We start from the raw sequence: 20,779 nt of genomic DNA, 5'->3' as shown, positions 1-20,779 counted from the left end.
GAAAACCTTGATAGCCGATGCTGAAACAGTTATTTCATAATGATATTAGCTCTTAGAAAGATTAATTTTTGAGAGCGATGTCTACGACGAGCTGCGCTAACGCATATTCAGCACTTGAAATACATATAATAATTTTTTCGGGAAGTCTATAGCAACCTCAGTTTTTCTGAGAAAATATCATATCACGCTATATCCTTACTGTTCCAAATTTCAGTGCCAATTGAGTTACTAGGGATAAAATATGGTTCATCTGCGAATCCAAAAGACGATGCTCAGAGCAGTTGCAGAGATTACCGCAGACACTGATTATGTTCTGGCTGCTAAAATACGTAAGTATCAGTAGTATGATTGAACTGCTTAGGTAAAAATTGTCTATTTGCTCACAAAAGACCGTCGAAAGATTGTAGAAGAGTGTATTTCCTTGTCTTGACAGTGATGCTAATCTCAATTCTAGGGATGTTATAAGCCAATATCAGCTAGAGTTTCTGACTTTCAGCAAACTGAATGATTTATTAATAAAAAAATCGCTAGGAGTGCGATGAGATGTCACAGTCCCCTATGACAAGACCAGAAATAGCTGCTGGAACTCTAATTGATAACCGCTACATTATCCAAAAACTTCTGGGACAGGGAGGATTGGGGCGAACTTACTTGGCCTTTGACACTCGTCGGTTTAATGAAGCTTGTGTTCTCAAGGAGTTTGCGCCCATTGGCACAGGGGAGAGTGGGCTGGAACAATATCGCAACTTGTTTAAAAGAGAGGCAAAAATTCTTCATCAATTGCAACATCGTCAAATTCCCAAGTTTTTGGCTTGCTTTGAAGGAGATGGTCGGTTATTCCTAGTACAAGAGTATGTTGACGGTAAAACATATTCTAGGCTGCTCGGAGAACTTCAACGTCAAGGAAGAAACTTTTCTGAAGAAGAAGTTATAGAGTGGCTAAAAAATTTGCTACCTGTGTTGGAATATGTTCACCAGCACAACATTATCCATCGAGATATTTCGCCTGATAATATCATGTTACCTGATGGTAAGGATCTGCCAGTGCTGATTGATTTCGGTGTAGGCAAGCAAATTGCTGACATGAATGAAGGCAGAAGTTCTAACAACCAAGTGACCTTTGTTGGCAAAATGTCCCTTGTTGGCAAAGTGGGGTATGCTCCTCGTGAACAGATTAGCTTGGGTTTATGTTCTCCCTCTAGTGACCTTTATGCTTTGGGAGTAACAGCTATTGTATTACTCACAGGTAGAGATCCATCCTTACTAATAGATCAATATTCCTTAGAATGGAACTGGCGTTATTATACCTATGTTACTGATGGGTTCGCTCAAGTACTTGATCAGATGTTGGCAGATAGACCTAACAAGCGATACCAAACAGCTAGGGAAGTTCTTATAGATTTAGAGCAGATTGGAGAACTAGAAGTGGTAATGTCTCCTGTAATCATGCTTGATGATTTGCCCCCCACCGTATTTAATCCTGAATTTCAGCCTATGTCGGCAATATCGTCGTCATACAACCAACCTGGAGAAACAATTTTTAGTTCACCTACTTCACCAGCTATTCCGCAAATTGGGCGAATTAAAGAACAGCAACCTTCGCTCCAACCAGTATTTATTAAACATTGTCATCAAGAGTTAGCTTATCACATCGGGCCAATGGCAAATCTCGTTGTAGAAGAAATATTAGATCAAAATCCTTACATTTCACCCGACCAATTTATTGAACTTATAGCCAGGGAAATTCCTGACTTTCAAGCAGCTTTTGAGTTCAAAAAAAGCTTATTCTCATAAATATATAGACTACCTTTCATTTAGAAATAATTTTGAATTGTTTAACTCATTCTCAGGGTTTAAAGAAAGAGCAATTAAGCGCAGCCAGTTTTATGGCTGAGTATAAATTTCCGTTGCACACCTAAATTACGAATTACGAATTACGTTAGCGCAGCTTTAGCGAGTCTTCTCCCTTGGCGCTAGCCTCTCCCTTTGGAAAAAGGGGAGACGCCAAAGGCGATAGCGCAGTGTTAGCGAGTCATCGAGCGTCACGAGCGTCATTACGAATTACGAATTACGAATTACGAATTATTTTAATCCCCCATACTTCCCTGAGTGCGTTTGATTCTTTTCATTGCCATTTCTAAACTTAACTGCATCCGTTTAAAGGCTTTAGCTAAGTTACCGATTTCATCATTAGACATCTGCTCGAATTCAACATCCATATGTCCAGTACTAACTTCTTCGGCAATGCGAGTCATGCGTCTGAGAGGCATTACAACTTGTCGATTCAAGAAATAGTTTACTAACAGGATAGTAGCTATAAAAATAGTTGATACAATTAGAATAATTAGTAAGGAAGACTGATGGGCTTTGTTGATGACATTATTTGCTGGTACTGTAATAATCTGAGCACCGACAATTTCATTCAGCTTCCACCCAAATCCATTAGCTGTACCATAAAGATTAATCATACTTGGAGGTGCAGCTTCTGGTACACTATGGCAGACCAAGCAACTTTGTTCAGAAACTGGTAAGGGACGAGCAATATAAAAGATATCCCCACCAGGAATTGAGCGAAATCCACTCAGTTCTTTAAGGTCTGATTTATTTCTGAACCTTTCTACAATTTCTGTCTCAAAACCGTCAGCCTTATCCCGAAGATTTGTCGGATTTAAAGTTGCTTCTTTGTAAAAGAAATCACGGTAGTCTTGTGTTTTCCGTAAAATCTCAAATACCTCCCGTGCTGAGTATGCAGGTACACTTTGCGGCAAAAACTCAGTTGCCAATTTATCAGCTAGCTCTGGATTAACTTGAGTATTGGTATATTGACGAATAGAACTCATGGTTTGCATGAGCATAAGACCTGTTGAGCTAATATCTTGTTTAGCATTCTCTCTAAGCAGAGAAGAAAGAGCAAATCCACTCAAGCTCAGACCGAATGTCAGAATTACCAGTAGCAGGATTGTAAACTTTTGTTTCAGCTTCAGATTCTTTAGCATAATTTTACATTACCTACAAGTCAAATTATTATGACCAAATATTGCTAAAGTCATCGTTTACTTTAGCATGAACAATCAAATAAAATTTTGGTGTAAAAGTATAGTTTAGCTAAAAATATTAGGGTATACCCGACTCTATATTAGTAATTATTGAGGTTAATGAAAATGTTCTCTAAGTAAGTAATTCAAAAAGCTACAACAGCAAAACAAAATTGAATTTCCAAAAATTCGTGTTGACTGAACTGAATACCGTGCCAAAATAAATACCAGGAATTGTCAAATATTACTAATGGTGTGGAATGCAGGAAAGTCTTTATTCGGTGGACGGTACATTATTGAAAGCCAACTAGGTGAAGGCGGAATTGGCATTACTTATCTTGCCAGAAATCAACGGAATCAACTGCGAGTGATTAAAACTCTTAAAGAAGAAATCCTGAATCACCCTGCCTGGATACTCCACCGAAACAAGTTACGGCAAGATTTCCGTGATGAAGCAGTACGACTGGCTGTGTGTCACCATCCTCATATAGTACAGATAGAAACCATCTTTGATGAGGGAAATTTGCCCTGCATGGTGATGGATTACATCGAAGGCGAAGACTTAGGACAGCGCCTAAGACGGATGGGAGTGCTATCAGAAGCAGAAGCGCTACTCTACATCAGGCAAATTGGCGACGCTTTGACGCTAATTCACTCTAAAGGGCTGCTGCATCGGGATCTCAAACCACGTAATATTATGATCCGCATTGATAAATCAGAAGCAGTACTGATAGATTTTGGCATCGCTAGAGAATTTATTCCCAATATGATTCAAAGGCATACTGTGTATCGTACTCCTGGTTTTGCCCCACCTGAGCAGTATGAATCAGAAGCGCCACGAGGAGAATATATTGATATCTACGCCTTAGCTGCTACTTTGTATAATTTGCTTACCGCAGTTATACCGACGAGTGCAGATGATAGACGTCACAACATTAATTTAGAACCACCACAATATTTTAATCCTAAAATCAGCGACAGGGTGAATCAGGCTATTATGTGCGGCATGGATTTGGAGTCAACCTATCGTCCCCAGTCTGTGCAGGAGTGGTTGAATTTATTGGGTTCTGATACTGGTGGCGATAAAATAGCACCAATATCATCTAACTTGGTGATAACGCCTAGACTTAAACCACCTCCACCTGTTGTATTAGATCAACAGAAGTGGCAATGTGTACAGACCCTCAAAGGTCATTCTAGTATGGTTCATGCGATCGCCATTAGCTCAGACGGGCAATTTATTGCTAGCGGCAGTAATGACCATACTATTAAACTTTGGCAACTGGGTACTGGCAAGCTAGTGCGTCAACTCGGTCGTTGGTCTTCTGGTCATTCCAGTATGGTTCATTCTGTCGCCTTTAGCCCAATCTCCTCAAAACTTTCTTATCAAGGGGAGTCAGGCAAATCTGCGGGAGTTGCAGAACTGAACTCGGAAATCTTAGCTAGCGGTAGTTGGGATAACACCATCAAATTGTGGGATATGAACACAGGCAAAGAAATTCGTACTCTCACTGGTCATACTAATTGGGTGAATTCCGTTGCCTTTAGTCCAGATGGCAAATTTCTAGCTAGTGGCAGTGTTGACTGTACAATTAAGCTGTGGCAAGTACACACAGGTATAGAAACCCAAACTCTGATAGGCCATTCTGACTCAGTTTCGTCAGTTGCCTATTCTCCAACAACGCCTGCAACTAATAGCAAAGATAGACAGCTTGTGGCTAGTGCCAGTACTGATTACACCATCAAATTATGGCAAGTATACACAGGCAGAAACATTTGCACATTATTAGGCCATTCCTTTTTTGTTAACTGTATCGCCTTCAGCAAGGATGGGGAAATTATCGCCAGTGGCAGTGGTGACAACACAATTAAACTGTGGGATGTAAATACAGGCAGTGAGATTCGGACTCTCATTGGTCATTCTGATGCAGTTTGGTCAGTTGCCTTTAGCCATGATGGGCAATTTCTTGCTAGTGGGAGTTGGGACAACACTATCAAACTGTGGCACGTACACAGTGGCAGAGAAATCAGCACACTTGTAGGACATTCCAGCTATGTTCGATGCGTCGCTTTTAGTCTTGATGGTCAAACCCTAGTTAGTGGTGGTGATGACGATACTATAAAGATTTGGCGACGGGGATAATAAATAATTCATATAGCGCTTCCTATGCTGGTCAGGTATACCTAGATTTTTAATCCTACCAACTAACAGACAACTGTCTAAAGTATAAAATTGCATCAGTCAAATTAAAGTATAAGTTTGCCGCAACGGCAAGCTTATACTTTAAGTGACAATTTATTCTTTGGAAGTCCCTTATTTCTTGTTCAGCTTATGGTTCAGAATTTTTCTCATTTTTCTGATTCAAAGCACAATTGACTTGAACACTTTCTTTACCACCCGTTACCGATCTGTACTCGCGGCTGCTGACTGTAGCCCCGCTTGCTTTCACCAGGGTAAAGCCACAACAGACCGGTCGCGTCCCTAGCGACGATATCCTGACTACCATCGCCATCCCAGTCTGCTAACCCAGCGAAGGTGTATCCGTTCCACCCGTTACCAATCTGTACTCGCGGCTGCTGACTGTAGCCCCGGTTGCTTTCACCAGGGTAGAGCCACAACAGACCGGTCGCGTCCCTAGCGACGATATCCTTACTACTATCGTCATCCCAGTCCGCTAACCCAGCGAAGGTGTATCCGACTTGTTGAGCGTGAAGGGGTTTGATCAAGGAAGAAATGATCAAAGCAGCACATAGTGTTAGTCCCGAAACACAAAGTAAAGTTCGTTTTAACATATTCAATAGAACGAGTTGGTTAAAGCTCTTGCAAATTTAAATTTTTGCATGGGGCTATACAACTTAACTCTCTTTTTTTTACGCAAGAAGTGTAATAAACTTCTCAATTATTAATAATCTTAAGTTTTATAAGAATATTTTTGCTGAGTGTGGTTAGTCACTTTTAAACCTACAGGTAGAACTGCGATCGCCCAAACATTGTCACAATAATGACGGCAACCGTTATTTTTGAGCAATAAATTATATGGGCTTTGGTATTGGTGACTTATTCTGGATTTTTCTCCTTCTGACTTCTTTGCAACCCCTTTGGCAAAAACGTCAAATAGAATATCGGCGCTTGCGTGCTTTACAACAATTCCAGCAGGAACGCAATAGTCGGGTAATTTTGCTCATTCACCGCCAAGAGTCCCTTAGCTTCCTGGGAATTCCCTTATCTCGCTACATTACTATCGAAGACTCAGAACAAATATTGCGAGCAATTCGCCTCACACCCCCAGATGTGCCGATTGACTTAATTTTGCACACTCCTGGGGGTTTGGTTTTAGCTACAGAACAAATCGCCAGAGCATTAATTCGCCACCAAGCAAAAGTTACAGTCTTTGTACCTCATTATGCTATGAGTGGCGGTACCATGCTTGCGATCGCCTCTGATGAAATTATTATGGATGCTAACGCTGTCTTAGGGCCAGTTGATCCCCAATTGGGTAACTACCCAGCAGCAAGTATCCTAAAAGTAGTCGAAGATAAACCCATCAGTGAGATTGATGACCAAACTCTAATTATGGCCGACCTCTCACGCAAAGCAATTCAACAGGTACAGAGATTTGTACGGACTCTGCTAAAAGACAGTATACCTAAACAAAAAGTTTTGCCAGAAAATATCGAACCGATTATCGAAGCTTTGACAACTGGGCGCGTCACCCACGACTATCCCATCACTATAGAAGAAGCAACAGAAATGGGGCTGCCCGTAACTGTCGGACTGCCCCATTCTATTTATGATCTCATGGATTTGTACCCACAGCCACAAGGAGGCCGACCCAGCGTCCAGTACATTCCTATGCCTTACAATGACCGTCGTCCAATTCTACCTATGCCCAAGGGCAGACCTTTAGAAGAACCAAATCAAATGACTTAAAAGGTTTTGTGGTAGGAGTTTTTGGTGGCGATTAGGGTGTAGCTGTCGGTGTAGCTGTTGGTGTAGCTGTTGGTGTAGCTGTTGGTGTAGCTGTCGGTGTAGCTGTCGGTGTAGCTGTCGGTGTCGGTGTCGGTGTAGCTGTCGGTGTAGCCGTCGGTGTAGCTGTTGGCGTAGCCGTCGGTGTAGCTGTTGGTCTGTTCGGGCTACTTCTCGGTCTACCCGTTGGTGCAGGAGTTGGTGTAGCTGTTGGCTGACTAAAAACTGTCTTTGCTTCTTCATTCAGCTTTTGGCGGAGTGCTAAATTAGCAATTCCAGTTTCTTGCAACTGATATTTCTTCTGATACTCCTTCACCACTGCTTCCGTGCGGGAATTATAAAAATGATCGCGCGGGAGGGGAGGATTTGGCTTTACCACTGCATTCAAATTTGTGTGCAGAATTTGAATGATGCTAGCAGCAAATGCTTGGGTTTTTGGCCCTGCTATTCCATCAACTGGTTTTAGCTTATAACCCGTCTGAAATTCACGAATTGCCTTTTTAGTTTCCTCATCCGCCAAAGCACCATTTGTTACCTTGACGTTATAGCCTAACCCTCGCAACACAGCACGGAATTGCTGGGGGGTATAGCTACGTTGAGAGGCTGCGAAACCTGTGTCTGCAATTACGACACTAGCCGTTATCAGGCAAGTAACAGCAAAATTCGCGCTTGATTTTCCAAACCCACACCACATACTTAAAACTCCTTTGAGTTAAACCAGCAGGATTATAAATGTTAACAGCTGCATTTTAAGTTTGTTTAATAACTTTTTTCGCGCTTTTTTAATGTTTTTTGAATAATTTGTGATTTATTTTTGTCAAATTTAACTTTCTCTACAAATACTAATTTTCGTCATCCATCAAAAGGAGTATCTTGTATTAGCAGAGATACAGCGTCATTTGAATCGAATCCACACCTTGAACACTAAATTACTGTAGTGCATACATCTGTCACCTGTGTCAAGCTAGAGCCAGGGAGCAACGCGAAAAAGTGAGATAATCGTGAAATGAGCAGAGGGAGCAAAGAGAAAAATAAGCGTAATTTTCCTACCTAAATAGCCCTAAATACATTTCTTTCTCTCCCCCTGTTTCAAGAGCCTCCCCTGCTTACCTATCTGGCAAAATCGCATTGCTTCCCCTAGAGCCAGGGCAATCCGAGACACTGCACGAAGGGAGCAGGTTTTGACCTTTGTTCAAAATACCCTTCTTGTATTCTGGCTTCTGACTCCTGAATTCTGTTTCGATAAATGAAAGAGCTTATATTCCAAACATTCAGAAAATGTATAATATATGACAAATTATGAAAAATATAAAACCTTCTAAGCAGCGAAATCTTTGGTTTGAAAGAATTATGGCAATTACTGCCACCGTAAATTTAGGTTTAGTTTTGTTTAATTTAACTTACGTACCTTGGCGAGATTTCTACTTGCGAAAAGTTCCCCAAATTATTCAGATTTATGACCCAATAAAAGGTATCGAACCCCATCGAGACACAAAAAGTTATCTAGAAACAGTAGACGCATTAGCAGAACAAGTCAGGGAAACAGGGTTAGAGTCTTCTCAGGTAAATAACAGGCTAATACAAATAAGTCGTCTTAGCAGCGAGATGATTGACAGTAACCCGTTTGCGGGAGTGAATAAGAGTGGGACTCTGGAAAAAATCAAAAAGCAGATGCGATCGCACATCGGTAATGAATCTGCAAAACAGTCCTTTGCCACTTTTTGGAGTCAGCCTTACTTATCGCAAAATGGCTGGGATCAACAAATTAGTTTTTTCAACCAGAGCATCCGCCCTTTAATTGCCTCTAACTACTTCCGCCAGATCGGTGAAAATGGCGAATTTGTTGATAATTTCTGGATTATTGACTTACCCTTTGTGATTTTATTTGGCGTAGAATTGCTGGGGCGTACTTTCTTCATTAGACGCCGACATCCTGGTTTTAGCTGGTTTGAAGCAGTATTGTGGCGTTGGTACGACCTATTTTTACTACTGCCATTTTGGCGGTGGTTGCGAATTTTACCTGTAGTAGTCCGCCTCGATAAAGTGCAGTTATTGAATTTGCATCCAGTGCGAAAGCAAATTCATCAGGGGATTGTCGCTAATTTTGCCGAAGAACTCACAGAAATTGTAGTGGTGAGAGTAATTAATCAGGTTCAGGGTTCAATTCATAAGGGTGAGTTAACGCGCTGGCTACTGCAACAAGAAAATTTACGTCCCTACATAGATATTAATAATGTAAATGAAGTAGAAGCGATCGCAGGTCTTCTAGTAAAAACAATTGTCTACCAAGTGCTACCCGAAATCCAACCTGCGATCGTAGCCATTTTGCGCCACAACATCGAAACCGTCTTCCATCAAGTCCCCGTCTACCGTAACCTCCAGAACCTCCCTGGCGTGGGACAGGCTCAAACCCAGTTAAGCGAACAACTGGCAACTCAAATCACAACTAATCTTTACAAAACGTTAGTTAGTGCTGTTGAAGACCCTGTGGGTGCAAAACTCACCAGTCAGCTAGTAGAAACCTTTAGCAAAGTCTTAGGATCTCAAATAAAGGAAAAACACGTACTCTCAGAAATTCAGAGTTTACTTTTTGACTTCTTAGAGGAAATCAAAATCAACTACGTCCAGCGTTTATCCCAAGAAGACATAGACCAAATTATCGAGCAAACCAGACAGTTACGAACACAAGTATCAGTTCCAGCAATAGTGAAAAGATGAGGCAGGGGGCAAGGGGGCAGGGGGAGGGGAGCAGGGGGAGCAGGGGAGGCAGAATAAGAACTACTGATTATTGAACCATGCCCAATGCCCAATGCCCAATGCACGACTATAAAAGAAATGCGCTAAACTACGAATTAGGCGAATCATAATTGGTTCGTCACAAGACTTCTTGGAAGATATACCTATCGCAGGAAGTGGGTCAGTGCCCACTTTTTTTATTGGATTTTCTCATGGCTCATCCTTTAGTTCCACAAATTATTGATTTGGCGACACCAGTGGCAGAAGAACTGGGATTGGAAGTGGTTGGCGTGATTTTTCACACTAACCAAAGTCCACCAGTTTTGCGGGTAGACATTCGCAATCCTGAGCAAGACACCGGGTTAAATGATTGTGAGAGGATGAGCCGTGCTTTAGAAGCCTCCTTAGATACTGCCCAAATCGTTCCAGATGCATACGTCTTGGAAGTGTCTAGTCCTGGGATTTCGCGGCAACTGGTAACAGACAGGGAGTTTATTTCCTTTAAAGGATTTCCTGTCATCATCTCCACAACGCCCCCCTACGACGGACAACCAGAGTGGATTGGTCAGTTGATTCGCCGGGATGAGACAGCACTTTACTTAAACCAAAAAGGTCGTGTAGTCGAAATTCCCCGCTCCCTAATTATTAAGGTGCAGCTAGACGAGCGCCGATAAACAAAGGGCTAAGGCTTAGGAGTTAGAGATTAGAACACCTTAGCTCAAGGCTAAAGGTTAGGGACTAAGGGCTAGAGATTAGAGACTAGTGTAAAACTATTTTCTAATCTCTGGCTCTAATGCGTAGTTTTCAGTCTCCACTCCCCACTCCCCACTCCCCATTCCCTAATTTTTAAAGGAGATTGCTTATGTCAATGGTTACTTTACCTGGAATAAAAGAATTAATTGAAAGTATAAGTCGGGAGCGGAATTTACCCCGTCTTGCAGTTCAATCAGCTATTAGAGAAGCACTACTTAAAGGGTACGAACGTTATCGTCGCGCCCAAAATTTAGAACGCAAACAGTTTGACGAAGATTATTTTGAGAATTTTGAAGTAGAACTCGATATTGAAGGAGAAGGATTTCGCGTTCTTTCCACCAAAACCATTGTCGAAGCAGTCAATAACACAGACCACCAGATTTCCCTAGATGAAGTTCAACAAGTCGCTCCCGAAGCGCAGTTAGGGGACTCTGTGGTGCTGGATGTGACCCCCGACCAAGGAGAGTTTGGTCGGATGGCGGCGATGCAAACCAAGCAGGTACTAGCGCAAAAATTACGGGATCAACAGCGCCAAATGGTGCAAGAAGAGTTCCAAGATTTAGAAGGAACTGTCCTGCAAGCAAGAGTCCTGCGGTTTGAGCGGCAATCAATAGTTCTGGCAGTTAGCAGTGGCTTTGGTCAGCCAGAAGTAGAAGCTGAATTACCGAAGCGGGAACAGCTACCCAACGATAATTATCGCGCAAATGCCACCTTCAAGGTATATCTCAAAAAAGTCTCCCAAGGTCAGCAACGAGGGCCACAGTTGCTTGTGTCTCGCGCTGATGCTGGTTTGGTAGTTTATCTTTTTGCCAACGAAGTTCCAGAAATCGAAGATGAAGTGGTACGGATTGTTGCCGTAGCTAGGGAGGCGAACCCCCCCTCTCGTTATGTCGGCCCCCGGACTAAAATAGCAGTAGATACCCTCGATCGCGATGTAGACCCAGTAGGCGCTTGTATCGGAGCCAGGGGATCGCGAATTCAAGTGGTAGTCAACGAATTACGCGGTGAAAAAATAGATGTAATTCGTTGGTCGCCAGACCCAGCAACATACATCGCCAATGCCTTAAGTCCAGCACGGGTTGATGAAGTACGCCTGATGGACCCAGAATCCCGGCAAACTCACGTACTAGTGGCTGAAGACCAATTGAGTTTAGCCATAGGCAAAGAAGGACAAAATGTTCGTTTGGCAGCCCGTCTGACTGGTTGGAAAATAGACATCAAAGACAAAGCCAAGTATGACTATGCCGGAGAAGATGCTAAATTTCTGGCTGTAAGAACAAAATATCAATCAGAGGAATCAGAAGAAGACGATCTTGAATATGAAGAATTCGAGGATGAAAATCAGGACGGATCAGAAGAGGAGGATACTTTTGATAATGACGATGATGAATAATTGATTAAATTTGTAAAGTTTTGATACTGTAGATTGTAGTCTCAGTCTCAAGGATTATTTTCTCAAAAGCTACTTGGTATGAGTAAAAAATAGTAATAATAAACTTCTTTTTACATCCAGAATGCTGGACTGAGATCACCCAGAAACGATGAAACCAAATTATCGGCGCTGTATTAGTTGCCGGAAAGTAGGCTCAAAAGATCAGTTTTGGCGGATTGTCCGCGTCTTTCCATCGGGAAAGGTACAATTAGATCAGGGCATGGGGCGTTCTGCCTATATTTGTCCGCAAACGAGTTGCCTACAAGCAGCTCAAAAAAAAAATCGACTAGGGCGATCGCTACATGCATCAGTGCCAGAAACACTGTACCAAAGCTTGTTGCAACGTCTAACCCGCACTAATACCCAAAACGAAATTTAATTGGAACAATTTTGTGACGTAATCACCAGAGGAATAGTGCGAAAGCCGAAGTCGCGCTTTCATGACAGCCTCTGTTGATCGTTAAGGTTAGTGCCAAAATAGTAAATGGGTGTAAAAGGCATTCGGCTCTCCAATAATTAAGAGAGGCGAGGCAAGATTCCCAGAACAAAATGTAATTGATTGTGTTGTGGAAGGCTCAGAATCACCAAAACAAGAAACTACAAAATGGCAACCTGGTAGCGCTCAGGCGCAGTTCGGCGTCAGGGGTTCCTATAAAAATTTTTTATTTAAAAAATTTTTATAGGTGTCCCTCAACCATCATTCCTGGTGGGGATGCCATTATTAAACCGAAACATCTCTCTTTCCTGATTGGAGGCACCGGCAAAAACTGAACGGCAGTCTAAAAACAGTAATCCAAGGATGGAGATGTCGCACTCCCAGGCAACCATCCGCTAAAACTGTAAATTAAAGGGGAAGAGTGGATGAACAACGGCAAAGTTAGAATCTATGAATTATCAAAGGAATTGAATTTGGATAACAAAGAGCTACTAGCAATTTGCGACCAGCTCAGCATCTCGGTCAAAAGTCATAGCAGCACGATTTCAGAATCCGAGGCAGAAAACATTCGCACGGCTGCGGAAAAACTCGCAGCGACGAATGCCTCCGCTAAAAAGGAAGTACGTACAACCAGCCATAAACCAAACTCACCATCAAATGGCGGATCTGCCCGACCTGCTGCACCCCACAAACAGCAAATTTTGGAAATACGCAAACCCAAAATATTGAGAAATACTACCTCCAACGCCCCAGAGGCGTCAGTTGCTACCAATACCCAAGCTGCCTTGTCTGAAGCTAATCCTCCCTCACCACCACGGCCTTTCGCTACACCAGTCTCACCCATGAAGCCGGCAGCACCAACTCGACCTGTGCCCCGGACTCAATCTGAGACTCAAGAGCAACCTCCTGTTACGGACTTGGAACAAACGCCAAATCCAAATCAGGGATCGGAAAAAATAGCATCCCAAAAACCAGAAAAAATAGTTCCACCCAGACCGAAAGCGGAAAAACCGATCAAACCGCAATTAGCTGCCCCACCGCCAAGACCTGCGGCAGAAGTTGCCCCGGTGGCAGAAGCCCCGGTGGCAGATGAGCAAGTATCTCAGGCAGACAAACCGATTCTTAAACGCGACCAACGGCAACGACCCGTCGAAGGCGATCGCGAACAAATTAAGCCCAGAGTTGCTAAACTGCCAACTGAGCAGTCTCCACCAGGTGCACCACAAAGAACAAGTCGTCCTACCCCTGCACCCAGCAGACCAGAGCAGAGGGTCAATAGACCATCTGCACCATCACAACTAGGAGAGGGGCAACGACCCAGACCAGCCCGCCCTGGTGAAGCCGCCGCCGCAATGCCGATCGCTACTCCACCCAGGCAGATGTCAGGAATGGCGGGCAAATCTCAAGGATTGGGTGATGAGCCAGTCGTCGCACCCGATCTCCTCGATTTAAAACGCCCAACTCCGCCTCGTCCGACCAAAGGCGGTAAAAAGTGGGTAGAAGAGGAAATAATTGACGAAGTTAAAGAGAAGGCTAAAGCTGGCGTCAAAGGTAAGCGGATCAAGCCGATATTGGATGATGAGTTTGAAGAAGATTTGCTAGATGATGACGATCTAGACTCACCAGCCACCGTCCAAGTCAGCCTTTCCATTGCCCGTCCTCCCAAACCCAAAGCGACTCGACCTGTGCAGATGCCAGGTGCAAGCCTTGCTAGCGCCCCAACTGCTAGAGGCAGTAGAAAGCCTGGTTCTAAGTCTGGTTCTAGCCGTGACCATCACAATAACCGTCGCCAGCAACAAGAAGCTGACACCAAGCGCGATCGTCCAGCAAAAGTGGTGATCACAGGCCCGTTGACTGTGCAAGAACTGTCTGACGTTTTAGCCGTTCCCGATACAGAGATTGTGAAAATCCTGTTCCTCAAAGGCATGGCGGTGAGTATCACCCAAAATCTAGATATTCCCACAATTACCCTGGTAGGAAAAGAACTAGAAATAGAAGTCGAAACCGGCGAACGAGAAGCAGAAGCTCGGAAAGTTACGGAAATGGTCGGCGCAGAAGACTTTGAATATCTCCTCCGCCGTCCGCCAGTCGTGACAATTATGGGTCACGTAGACCACGGTAAAACAACCCTACTCGACTCAATCCGCAAAACAAAAGTGGCTGCTGGCGAAGCTGGCGGGATCACTCAACACATTGGTGCATACCATGTGGATGTGGAACATGAGGGCAAACCACAGCAGATAGTCTTCCTAGATACTCCTGGTCACGAAGCTTTTACAGCTATGCGGGCCAGAGGAGCACGGGTAACAGACATTGCCGTTTTGGTAGTGGCTGCTGATGATGGTGTCCGTCCTCAAACCATTGAAGCCATTAGCCACGCCCAAGCTGCGGGAGTGCCAATTGTTGTTGCAATCAACAAAATTGACAAAGAAGGGGCACAGCCAGAGCGGGTGAAACAAGAACTCACCCAGTATGGTCTGACCGCAGAAGACTGGGGTGGTGAGACAATCATGGTTCCAGTGAGCGCCATCAGAGGTGAAAACCTGGATACGCTCTTAGAGATGATTCTCTTAGTAGCAGAGGTTGCAGAACTATCTGCCAACCCAGATCGTACCGCCAAAGGAACTGTAATTGAAGCACATCTGGATAAAGCCAAGGGAGCAGTTGCTACCCTGCTAATTCAGAATGGCACCCTGCATGTGGGAGATATCTTGGTAGCTGGTTCGGCCTTCGGTAAAGTCCGGGCGATGGTGGATGACAGAGGTAAGAGAGTAGATATTGCTTCTCCTTCCTTTGCTGTCGAGGTACTAGGTTTAAGTGATGTGCCAGCAGCAGGCGACGAGTTCGAGGTCTTCCAGAACGAAAAAGAAGCCAGAACACTCGCTAGCGATCGCGCAGACAGACAACGCCTATCCCGTTTGTTACAGGGTCGTGTTACCCTTACAACCTTGTCGGCTCAAGCACAAGAAGGCGAGTTGAAAGAACTCAACTTGATCTTGAAGGGAGACGTACAAGGTTCCGTAGAAGCCATTGTGGGAGCGCTCAAGCAAATCCCGCAAAACGAAGTCCAAATTCGGATGCTGTTAGCTACTGCTGGGGAAATCACCGAGACAGATATCGACTTAGCAGCTGCCAGTAACGCTGTAATTATTGGCTTCAACACCACCTTCGCTAGTGGCGCTAGACAAGCCGCCGATGAAGCGGGTGTAGATGTTCGGGAATACAACGTAATCTACAAACTCCTAGAAGATATCCAAGATGCCTTGGAAGGTCTTTTGGAACCAGAGTTGGTGGAAGAACCCTTGGGACAAACCGAAGTCCGGGCCGTCTTCCCAGTCGGTCGCGGTGCGGTTGCCGGTTGCTACGTCCAATCTGGCAAGCTAGTTCGCAACTGTAAAGTCAGGGTGCGACGCGGCGGTAAGGTGATCTTTGAAGGCGTCCTTGACTCCCTAAAACGGATGAAAGAAGATACCCGTGAGGTCAACGCCGGTTATGAATGCGGTGTCGGCATGGATAAATTCAATGATTGGGTTGAAGGTGACATCATCGAAGCCTATCAGATGGTTACGAAGCGCCGCACTCTCACCTTAACGAGGTAGTGTTAAGGGTAAAATGGTTAGAAGTTAGGAGTGATAAATTAGGAGTTAGAAGTTAAAGACTGCTAATTCCTAACTCCTAACTCTTAACTCATAACTTTTTATATATGCATTCATTTCGCTCTGAACCTATTTTGTGGATTCACGTCGCTGGATTAGCGACGTTGCCTGTTTTTTTAGTCCTCTGCTTATTCTTCCTGTCTGTAGGCGAGCCGTTTTTACCAGTGTGGATGGAGCTATTTTTAGTTGCTGCCATTGGTATTCTTCCTTTGCTATGGATGCAGTTGCGTCGCCCTTTTTATATATTTGCTCTTTTAGGAATAGCCCTAAAGCCAGAAAATCTGACCGAGCGGCAGCGAAAAATTCTCTGTTTAATTAATACAAAGTTAAATCGTATCCTGGCATTAGTAGCAGCAGTATTGTCGGTTTGGGTGTTGTGGCAGCTTTACCAAATTGCCCCATCAGTAGCAAATTCAGCTAAATTTCTCCCACAATGGCGTAGCGTTGCACTATTGTTTGCAGGTTTAGCATTTTTAGGCAGCAATCTATTTTTACAAATACCTGTGAGTGTAATGCGAGTTTTAGTGACTAATGACACAGAATTCGCTGGCATAGAGCCATTATCTTTAGAAAAGATTAAGCAGGATTTCACAATTTTAGGAGTACGAGTTAATCAAATGGTGCCCCGGTTGTTGGAATCTTTGTTTAGGATTAATAGAGATTCATAGCAGCCCGTAAAGTATATTATTTAACTTTAAAGGGCTATAAATCAGTAGCAGGAGAGAATAATAATTTCTAACTGCTGCCTAATGACTAATTACCGTTGAAGTTAAAATAAAGGAATGAGAAACTATGGCTCAAATTCCAGCTTCTAGCGATCGCCAATTTTCTGCTGATACTGAAATTTGGTATAGCCTCAAATATGCGATCTCCACTAGTTCCGGTTTTCAACGCTGGCAACTAGAACGCGATGCTCAATTACACGGAATTCGCTTAGAACAGCAGGTACAACGGTATTTAAAGGAAACTTTAGAAACTTTAGCTTACTAAACACCAAATAAATCTTGTAGGCTTGTTTGCAAGCGGCGGAGTTGACGGTATGCACCCTGCAAGCGTTTTCCATCAACTTCGACTTCATTTGTGGGATAATTCTTAATAATTTCCATTAGCGACACCTGCCCGTCTTGGCTCGCAGAAAGTACCAAAGCGGCTCGCAAAGCCTGCCTATCTGCTCTGCGAGACGGTGTATAAATAACTTGACTAATTTGATCCAAAATAATATTACCAATCCGGCTATTCAGCACTCTATCTAAAAACACAAGGTTTACCTTCACCGGCTCCGTCAAATACTGACGGATGGCTTTGGGATCTTGTCGTGCCAAAGCAAAATTAACTCGTAGTGAACGTGAAAGTTCACCTGTTTGGGCAAAGGTAGATAGCTCCTCCACTGAAAGTGATTCACGGAAGATACCATAGTTTAGCACCACTTGTTCCGCAGCAAAGACAGGCGGGGACAAAAGTAGAAGGCAGGTACTAGCTATTAAAAGTAAGGCGCGACGCAGCCCCAAAAATTTAAAACGCATTTCTTCCCATTTCCAATAGGTTTGCTTTTCCTGTGATGATATTGCAGGAACATTATTTGCAGCATCTAGCTTTAGGGAATATAAAAAAATAAATAATTCACTAATCAGAATGAGCGCTTAGACAAGCCAGCGAGAGACTTGTTGATAGACATCCGCCTCATCCCGAAAGTCCCCAGTACAGGGGGCGCGAAAATCTAGTTACCATCTCCTCTTTTCTCTGACTCTGTGTTCTCTGTGCCTCTGTAGTTCGTTTTTTTACCCTTCAAAGTTGGCTTGACAGAGTACTGGTATAATTTTCTGAATAAAATAATATAACTAATGTATAAGTTCTGTGATTTATCTAAGGAATTTAGCTGAATCAGTGCTAATCATCCAGTATAGTTTTGCATGGGTTTTACAGCAGCTACAAGGCTGCTTGCTACCCATAATTCAGCACATCACAGACGGAAAAAATGAAATACCGGGGTTTTCACATTTCTCTAGCTGAGATTTTTCGCCTTCTTTCTAGCAGTGATCTCAGATATACTTTACGCGTGGGAGCCGGACTAACGGCAATGCTTGTTGTCTCTAGTGGGTCAATACTACTACCTGATGAGGTTAATGCTGGTGCTACTCATTCAGAAGGTATCGCCCCAATCACAGCGCAAGCTCCTGCAACTGCCGCAGTGATTTACGTTAACCCAGCAACTGGTGCAGATAGTGCTGGTGCTGGTGCAACCTCAACTGCACCCTACAAGAGCATAAGTTTTGCTCTAAGTCAAGCCCAAGCAGGTGCAGTTATTCAATTAGCACCTGGGAACTATAACCAGGAAAGTGGCGAAACCTTCCCGCTCTTACTGAAACCAGGGGTGACACTGCGGGGTGATGAAGCCACTAAAGGTCAGGCAATATTGATTACAGGTGGAGGTTTTTACACTAGTCGCGCCTTTGCCAGACAAGACATTACCATCCTTGCCGAACGAGATACCACGATCGCAGGTGTCACCGTCACCAACCCAAATAGCCGGGGTACGGCTGTGTGGGTGGAGTCAACTAATCCTATTATCAAAAACAGTACTTTTACTAACAGTGTCAGAGAGGGTGTTTTTGTCACGGGTACAGGCAATCCCACTATTGAAAGTAACCTCTTTGTGCAAAACAAAGGGAATGGGATTTCAATTACTAGAACTGCCCAAGGGCAAATCAGGAATAACTTATTTCAGGATACTGGTTTTGGTTTAGCGATCGGTGGCACTTCCACACCCCAAATTGTGGAAAATCAAATCGTCCAAAACCAAGACGGTCTTTATATCTCCGAATCAGCAAAGCCCGTATTGCGTAAGAATGTCATTCAGAACAATAAGCGGGATGGTGTAGTAGCAACTGTCAATGCTCTACCTGACCTCGGCACTAACGAAAATCCTGGTGGCAACCTTATTCGCAATAACACTCGTTATGATGTGAACAACGCCACAAAAACCAGTCAAATTCTCGCTGTTGGCAACGATATTGATCAGAAAAAGATTTTCGGCTCAGTAAATTTCGTTGCTGCAACTGTTGACGTACCGCCTGGAGGGCCTGTCGCCTTTAAAGATGTGCCAGCAAATTACTGGGCAAAAACTTACATCGAAGCTTTAGCCTCCCAAAATATTATTGCTGGCTTTCCTGATGGCAGCTTTAAACCCAATGATCCAGTAACCCGCGCTCAATTCGCCACTATTGTCACTAAAGCTCTAACACCACCAACCAAACGCGCAGCCATTAAATTTAAGGATGTAGCAAGCAATTTCTGGGCTAACGCTGCAATTCAATCTGCTTACCAAAGTGAATTTGTTTCTGGTTATCCCGATGGAACTTTTAAGCCACAGCAAAAAATTCCTAGAGTGCAGGCGTTAGTAGCTTTAGCTAATGGTTTGGGCTTGACTGCGAGTAATCAGAATGTCCTTTCCTTTTACACCGATGCTGCCCAGATTCCTAATTATGCGATCGCTCCTGTTGCTGCTGCAACTGCACGGCAACTAGTGATCAACTATCCCACAGCGAAGCAACTAAATCCTAATCGTGAAGCGACTAGAGCCGAAGTTGCTGCCTTTGTTTACCAGGCACTTGTCAATGCTGGACGTGCCCAACCAATTCCTTCATCCTATTTGGTAACAGTTCAGTAAATGCCTAGTACCGCAAGGCGGAAGTCAAAAGTCAAAAAGCTTATAGGGCAGACTTTTTGGCTATTTTGAATGGGTGGTTTATATCATGTCTGCTTGATTGCTTATTAAACGCGAAGAACCCCACCCCGCCAAAGCTACGCTTTGTCTCCCCTCCCCGCTTGCGGGGAGGGGCTGGGGGTGGGGTCTAATGGCTGTGGTTAGCATAACTATAACTATTTATGCGGACATAATATTATTTCCACCGTGCTGTACTAGTTAGCAAATTGGAAGCGCCAGACTAACAAATTATCAGTCTGGCGCTTCCAAAATTGTAAGCTTTTTAATTTTAGGGATTTTTAAACATAAAATTTGGGGTCTTTAAATATAGCTGACCCCATTTGAATGTGATTGGTTTTATGGTCAGGGTCTTTATATTGGCTGACCCCATTTCAACGATTTCTGTTTCTCAGAAATTTTTGCTTTTTGATATTTCCTAATAATTTTTTATTTTTTCTCTTTTGATATTTTCATCTTGATCAAAGCATTAATAAATTTGAAGAATTTAAAGATATATAAAAGGAAAGCAATAAAAAATTAACAACTAAAATTTCTCCTTTCAGGAATTAGAATTTTTACCCGATTGGGTGCTTCGTTGCCGACGCTGTTCCCAGCGCCAGAGGAAGACCATTAAGGCAACGATTCCTACTTGGAGAGCTAAACTTGGCATTGCACTCTCAACATTGCGTCCGGCAAGCACTTGGAAGAAAAAAACGAATGCACCAACTGAGCCAGAAGCACCGAAAGCGATGTAGAAAAATTGTCGTAAGCCGCGATAAGGAGCGGCTATTTCTGCTTTGAGGCTGGCGTATTGTTCAGGGTTAAGGCGATTTTTGCGATTTTGATCTACCATGATTAAATCATGTTATACTCTTAGATTGTGTACGCCGATGTGGCTCAGTGGTAGAGCAGCTGATTCGTAATCAGCAGGCCGTGGGTTCAAATCCCATCATCGGCTTTGATAAAGCTATTGCTCAATAGTCTAGTTTGACATAAGTTGTACAGTGACTAAATTATATGTCGTCGGTGACACATTACTGACTGGGGTATTGTTATCGGTC

Annotated in this window: 16 protein-coding genes and 1 tRNA gene; 12 read left to right on the top strand and 5 right to left on the bottom strand. The window is 43.5% G+C overall.

From position 1 onward, the window contains the following. Positions 1-543 precede the first annotated feature (543 nt). A complete protein-coding gene (locus tag VE944_RS24705; RefSeq protein WP_324983318.1) occupies positions 544-1,794 on the top strand; it encodes a serine/threonine-protein kinase in 1,251 nt (416 codons plus the stop codon). A gap of 293 nt (positions 1,795-2,087) precedes the next feature. Here the strand turns inward: VE944_RS24705 and VE944_RS24700 are convergent, their stop codons facing one another. After that, positions 2,088-2,996, bottom strand: coding sequence for a Tll0287-like domain-containing protein (locus VE944_RS24700; RefSeq protein WP_324983314.1), 909 nt, complete (start codon positions 2,994-2,996; stop codon positions 2,088-2,090). A gap of 289 nt (positions 2,997-3,285) precedes the next feature. Here VE944_RS24700 and VE944_RS24695 point away from each other — a divergent pair, with 289 nt between their 5' ends. Then, a complete protein-coding gene (locus tag VE944_RS24695) occupies positions 3,286-5,178 on the top strand; it encodes a serine/threonine-protein kinase (RefSeq protein WP_324983312.1) in 1,893 nt (630 codons plus the stop codon). A gap of 248 nt (positions 5,179-5,426) precedes the next feature. Here the strand turns inward: VE944_RS24695 and VE944_RS24690 are convergent, their stop codons facing one another. Then, positions 5,427-5,828, bottom strand: a complete 402-nt coding sequence (locus VE944_RS24690; RefSeq protein WP_324983308.1) for an FG-GAP repeat domain-containing protein — start codon at positions 5,826-5,828, stop codon at positions 5,427-5,429. 244 nt (positions 5,829-6,072) lie between these two features. Here VE944_RS24690 and VE944_RS24685 point away from each other — a divergent pair, with 244 nt between their 5' ends. Next, on the top strand, positions 6,073-6,966 hold the full coding sequence (locus tag VE944_RS24685; RefSeq protein ID WP_324983305.1) for an SDH family Clp fold serine proteinase: 894 nt from the start codon (positions 6,073-6,075) through the stop codon (positions 6,964-6,966). A 31-nt stretch (positions 6,967-6,997) separates the two neighbouring features. On the opposite strand, the gene VE944_RS24680 is transcribed toward VE944_RS24685, so the two are convergent. Continuing rightward, the gene (locus VE944_RS24680; RefSeq protein WP_324983303.1) at positions 6,998-7,696 is read right to left on the bottom strand and encodes a peptidoglycan-binding domain-containing protein; all 699 of its coding nucleotides are present in this window, start codon (positions 7,694-7,696) and stop codon (positions 6,998-7,000) included. Positions 7,697-8,301: 605 nt separating this feature from the next. Between VE944_RS24680 and VE944_RS24675 the strand changes: the two genes are divergently transcribed. From VE944_RS24675 to VE944_RS24645, 7 genes are all read left to right on the top strand, one after another. Further along, positions 8,302-9,720 (top strand): hypothetical protein, encoded by a 1,419-nt coding sequence (locus VE944_RS24675; protein WP_324983300.1) that lies wholly within the window; start codon positions 8,302-8,304, stop codon positions 9,718-9,720. Between the two features lie 230 nt (positions 9,721-9,950). After that, positions 9,951-10,412 carry a ribosome maturation factor RimP gene (gene rimP / locus VE944_RS24670; RefSeq protein ID WP_324983297.1) on the top strand — a complete coding sequence of 154 codons (462 nt, stop codon included), beginning with the start codon at positions 9,951-9,953 and terminating at the stop codon, positions 10,410-10,412. A gap of 188 nt (positions 10,413-10,600) precedes the next feature. Beyond that, entirely contained in the window at positions 10,601-11,884 is a 1,284-nt protein-coding gene (gene nusA, locus VE944_RS24665; RefSeq protein ID WP_324983295.1) for a transcription termination factor NusA, read from the top strand. 148 nt (positions 11,885-12,032) lie between these two features. Continuing rightward, positions 12,033-12,302: a YlxR family protein gene (locus VE944_RS24660; RefSeq protein WP_324983291.1), complete on the top strand. Its 270-nt coding sequence runs from the start codon at positions 12,033-12,035 to the stop codon at positions 12,300-12,302. 482 nt (positions 12,303-12,784) lie between these two features. After that, positions 12,785-15,958 carry a translation initiation factor IF-2 gene (infB, locus tag VE944_RS24655; protein ID WP_324983288.1) on the top strand — a complete coding sequence of 1,058 codons (3,174 nt, stop codon included), beginning with the start codon at positions 12,785-12,787 and terminating at the stop codon, positions 15,956-15,958. 104 nt (positions 15,959-16,062) lie between these two features. Then, entirely contained in the window at positions 16,063-16,683 is a 621-nt protein-coding gene (locus VE944_RS24650) for a low-complexity tail membrane protein (protein WP_324983285.1), read from the top strand. Between the two features lie 124 nt (positions 16,684-16,807). After that, on the top strand, positions 16,808-17,005 hold the full coding sequence (locus VE944_RS24645; protein ID WP_324983281.1) for a hypothetical protein: 198 nt from the start codon (positions 16,808-16,810) through the stop codon (positions 17,003-17,005). On the opposite strand, the gene VE944_RS24640 is transcribed toward VE944_RS24645, so the two are convergent. Next, positions 17,002-17,538, bottom strand: coding sequence for an alpha/beta hydrolase (locus VE944_RS24640; RefSeq protein WP_324983278.1), 537 nt, complete (start codon positions 17,536-17,538; stop codon positions 17,002-17,004). The two genes, VE944_RS24645 and VE944_RS24640, sit on opposite strands and share 4 nt — an antisense overlap. Positions 17,539-17,990: 452 nt before the next feature. Here VE944_RS24640 and VE944_RS24635 point away from each other — a divergent pair, with 452 nt between their 5' ends. Next, positions 17,991-19,682, top strand: a complete 1,692-nt coding sequence (locus VE944_RS24635; protein WP_324983275.1) for a DUF1565 domain-containing protein — start codon at positions 17,991-17,993, stop codon at positions 19,680-19,682. Between the two features lie 595 nt (positions 19,683-20,277). Here the strand turns inward: VE944_RS24635 and VE944_RS24630 are convergent. After that, a complete protein-coding gene (locus VE944_RS24630; RefSeq protein WP_324983272.1) occupies positions 20,278-20,571 on the bottom strand; it encodes a DUF3493 domain-containing protein in 294 nt (97 codons plus the stop codon). Positions 20,572-20,604: 33 nt separating this feature from the next. On the opposite strand from VE944_RS24630, the gene VE944_RS24625 reads away from it, so the two are divergent. Continuing rightward, a tRNA-Thr gene (locus VE944_RS24625) sits at positions 20,605-20,676 on the top strand. Positions 20,677-20,779: the final 103 nt, after the last annotated feature.

Origin of the sequence: Nostoc sp. (genome assembly GCF_035638895.1) — a bacterium.
Lineage (GTDB): Bacteria > Cyanobacteriota > Cyanobacteriia > Cyanobacteriales > Nostocaceae > Nostoc.
The sequence above is the reverse complement of the archived record's forward strand: the minus strand, read 5'-3'. Positions and strand labels throughout refer to the sequence as shown.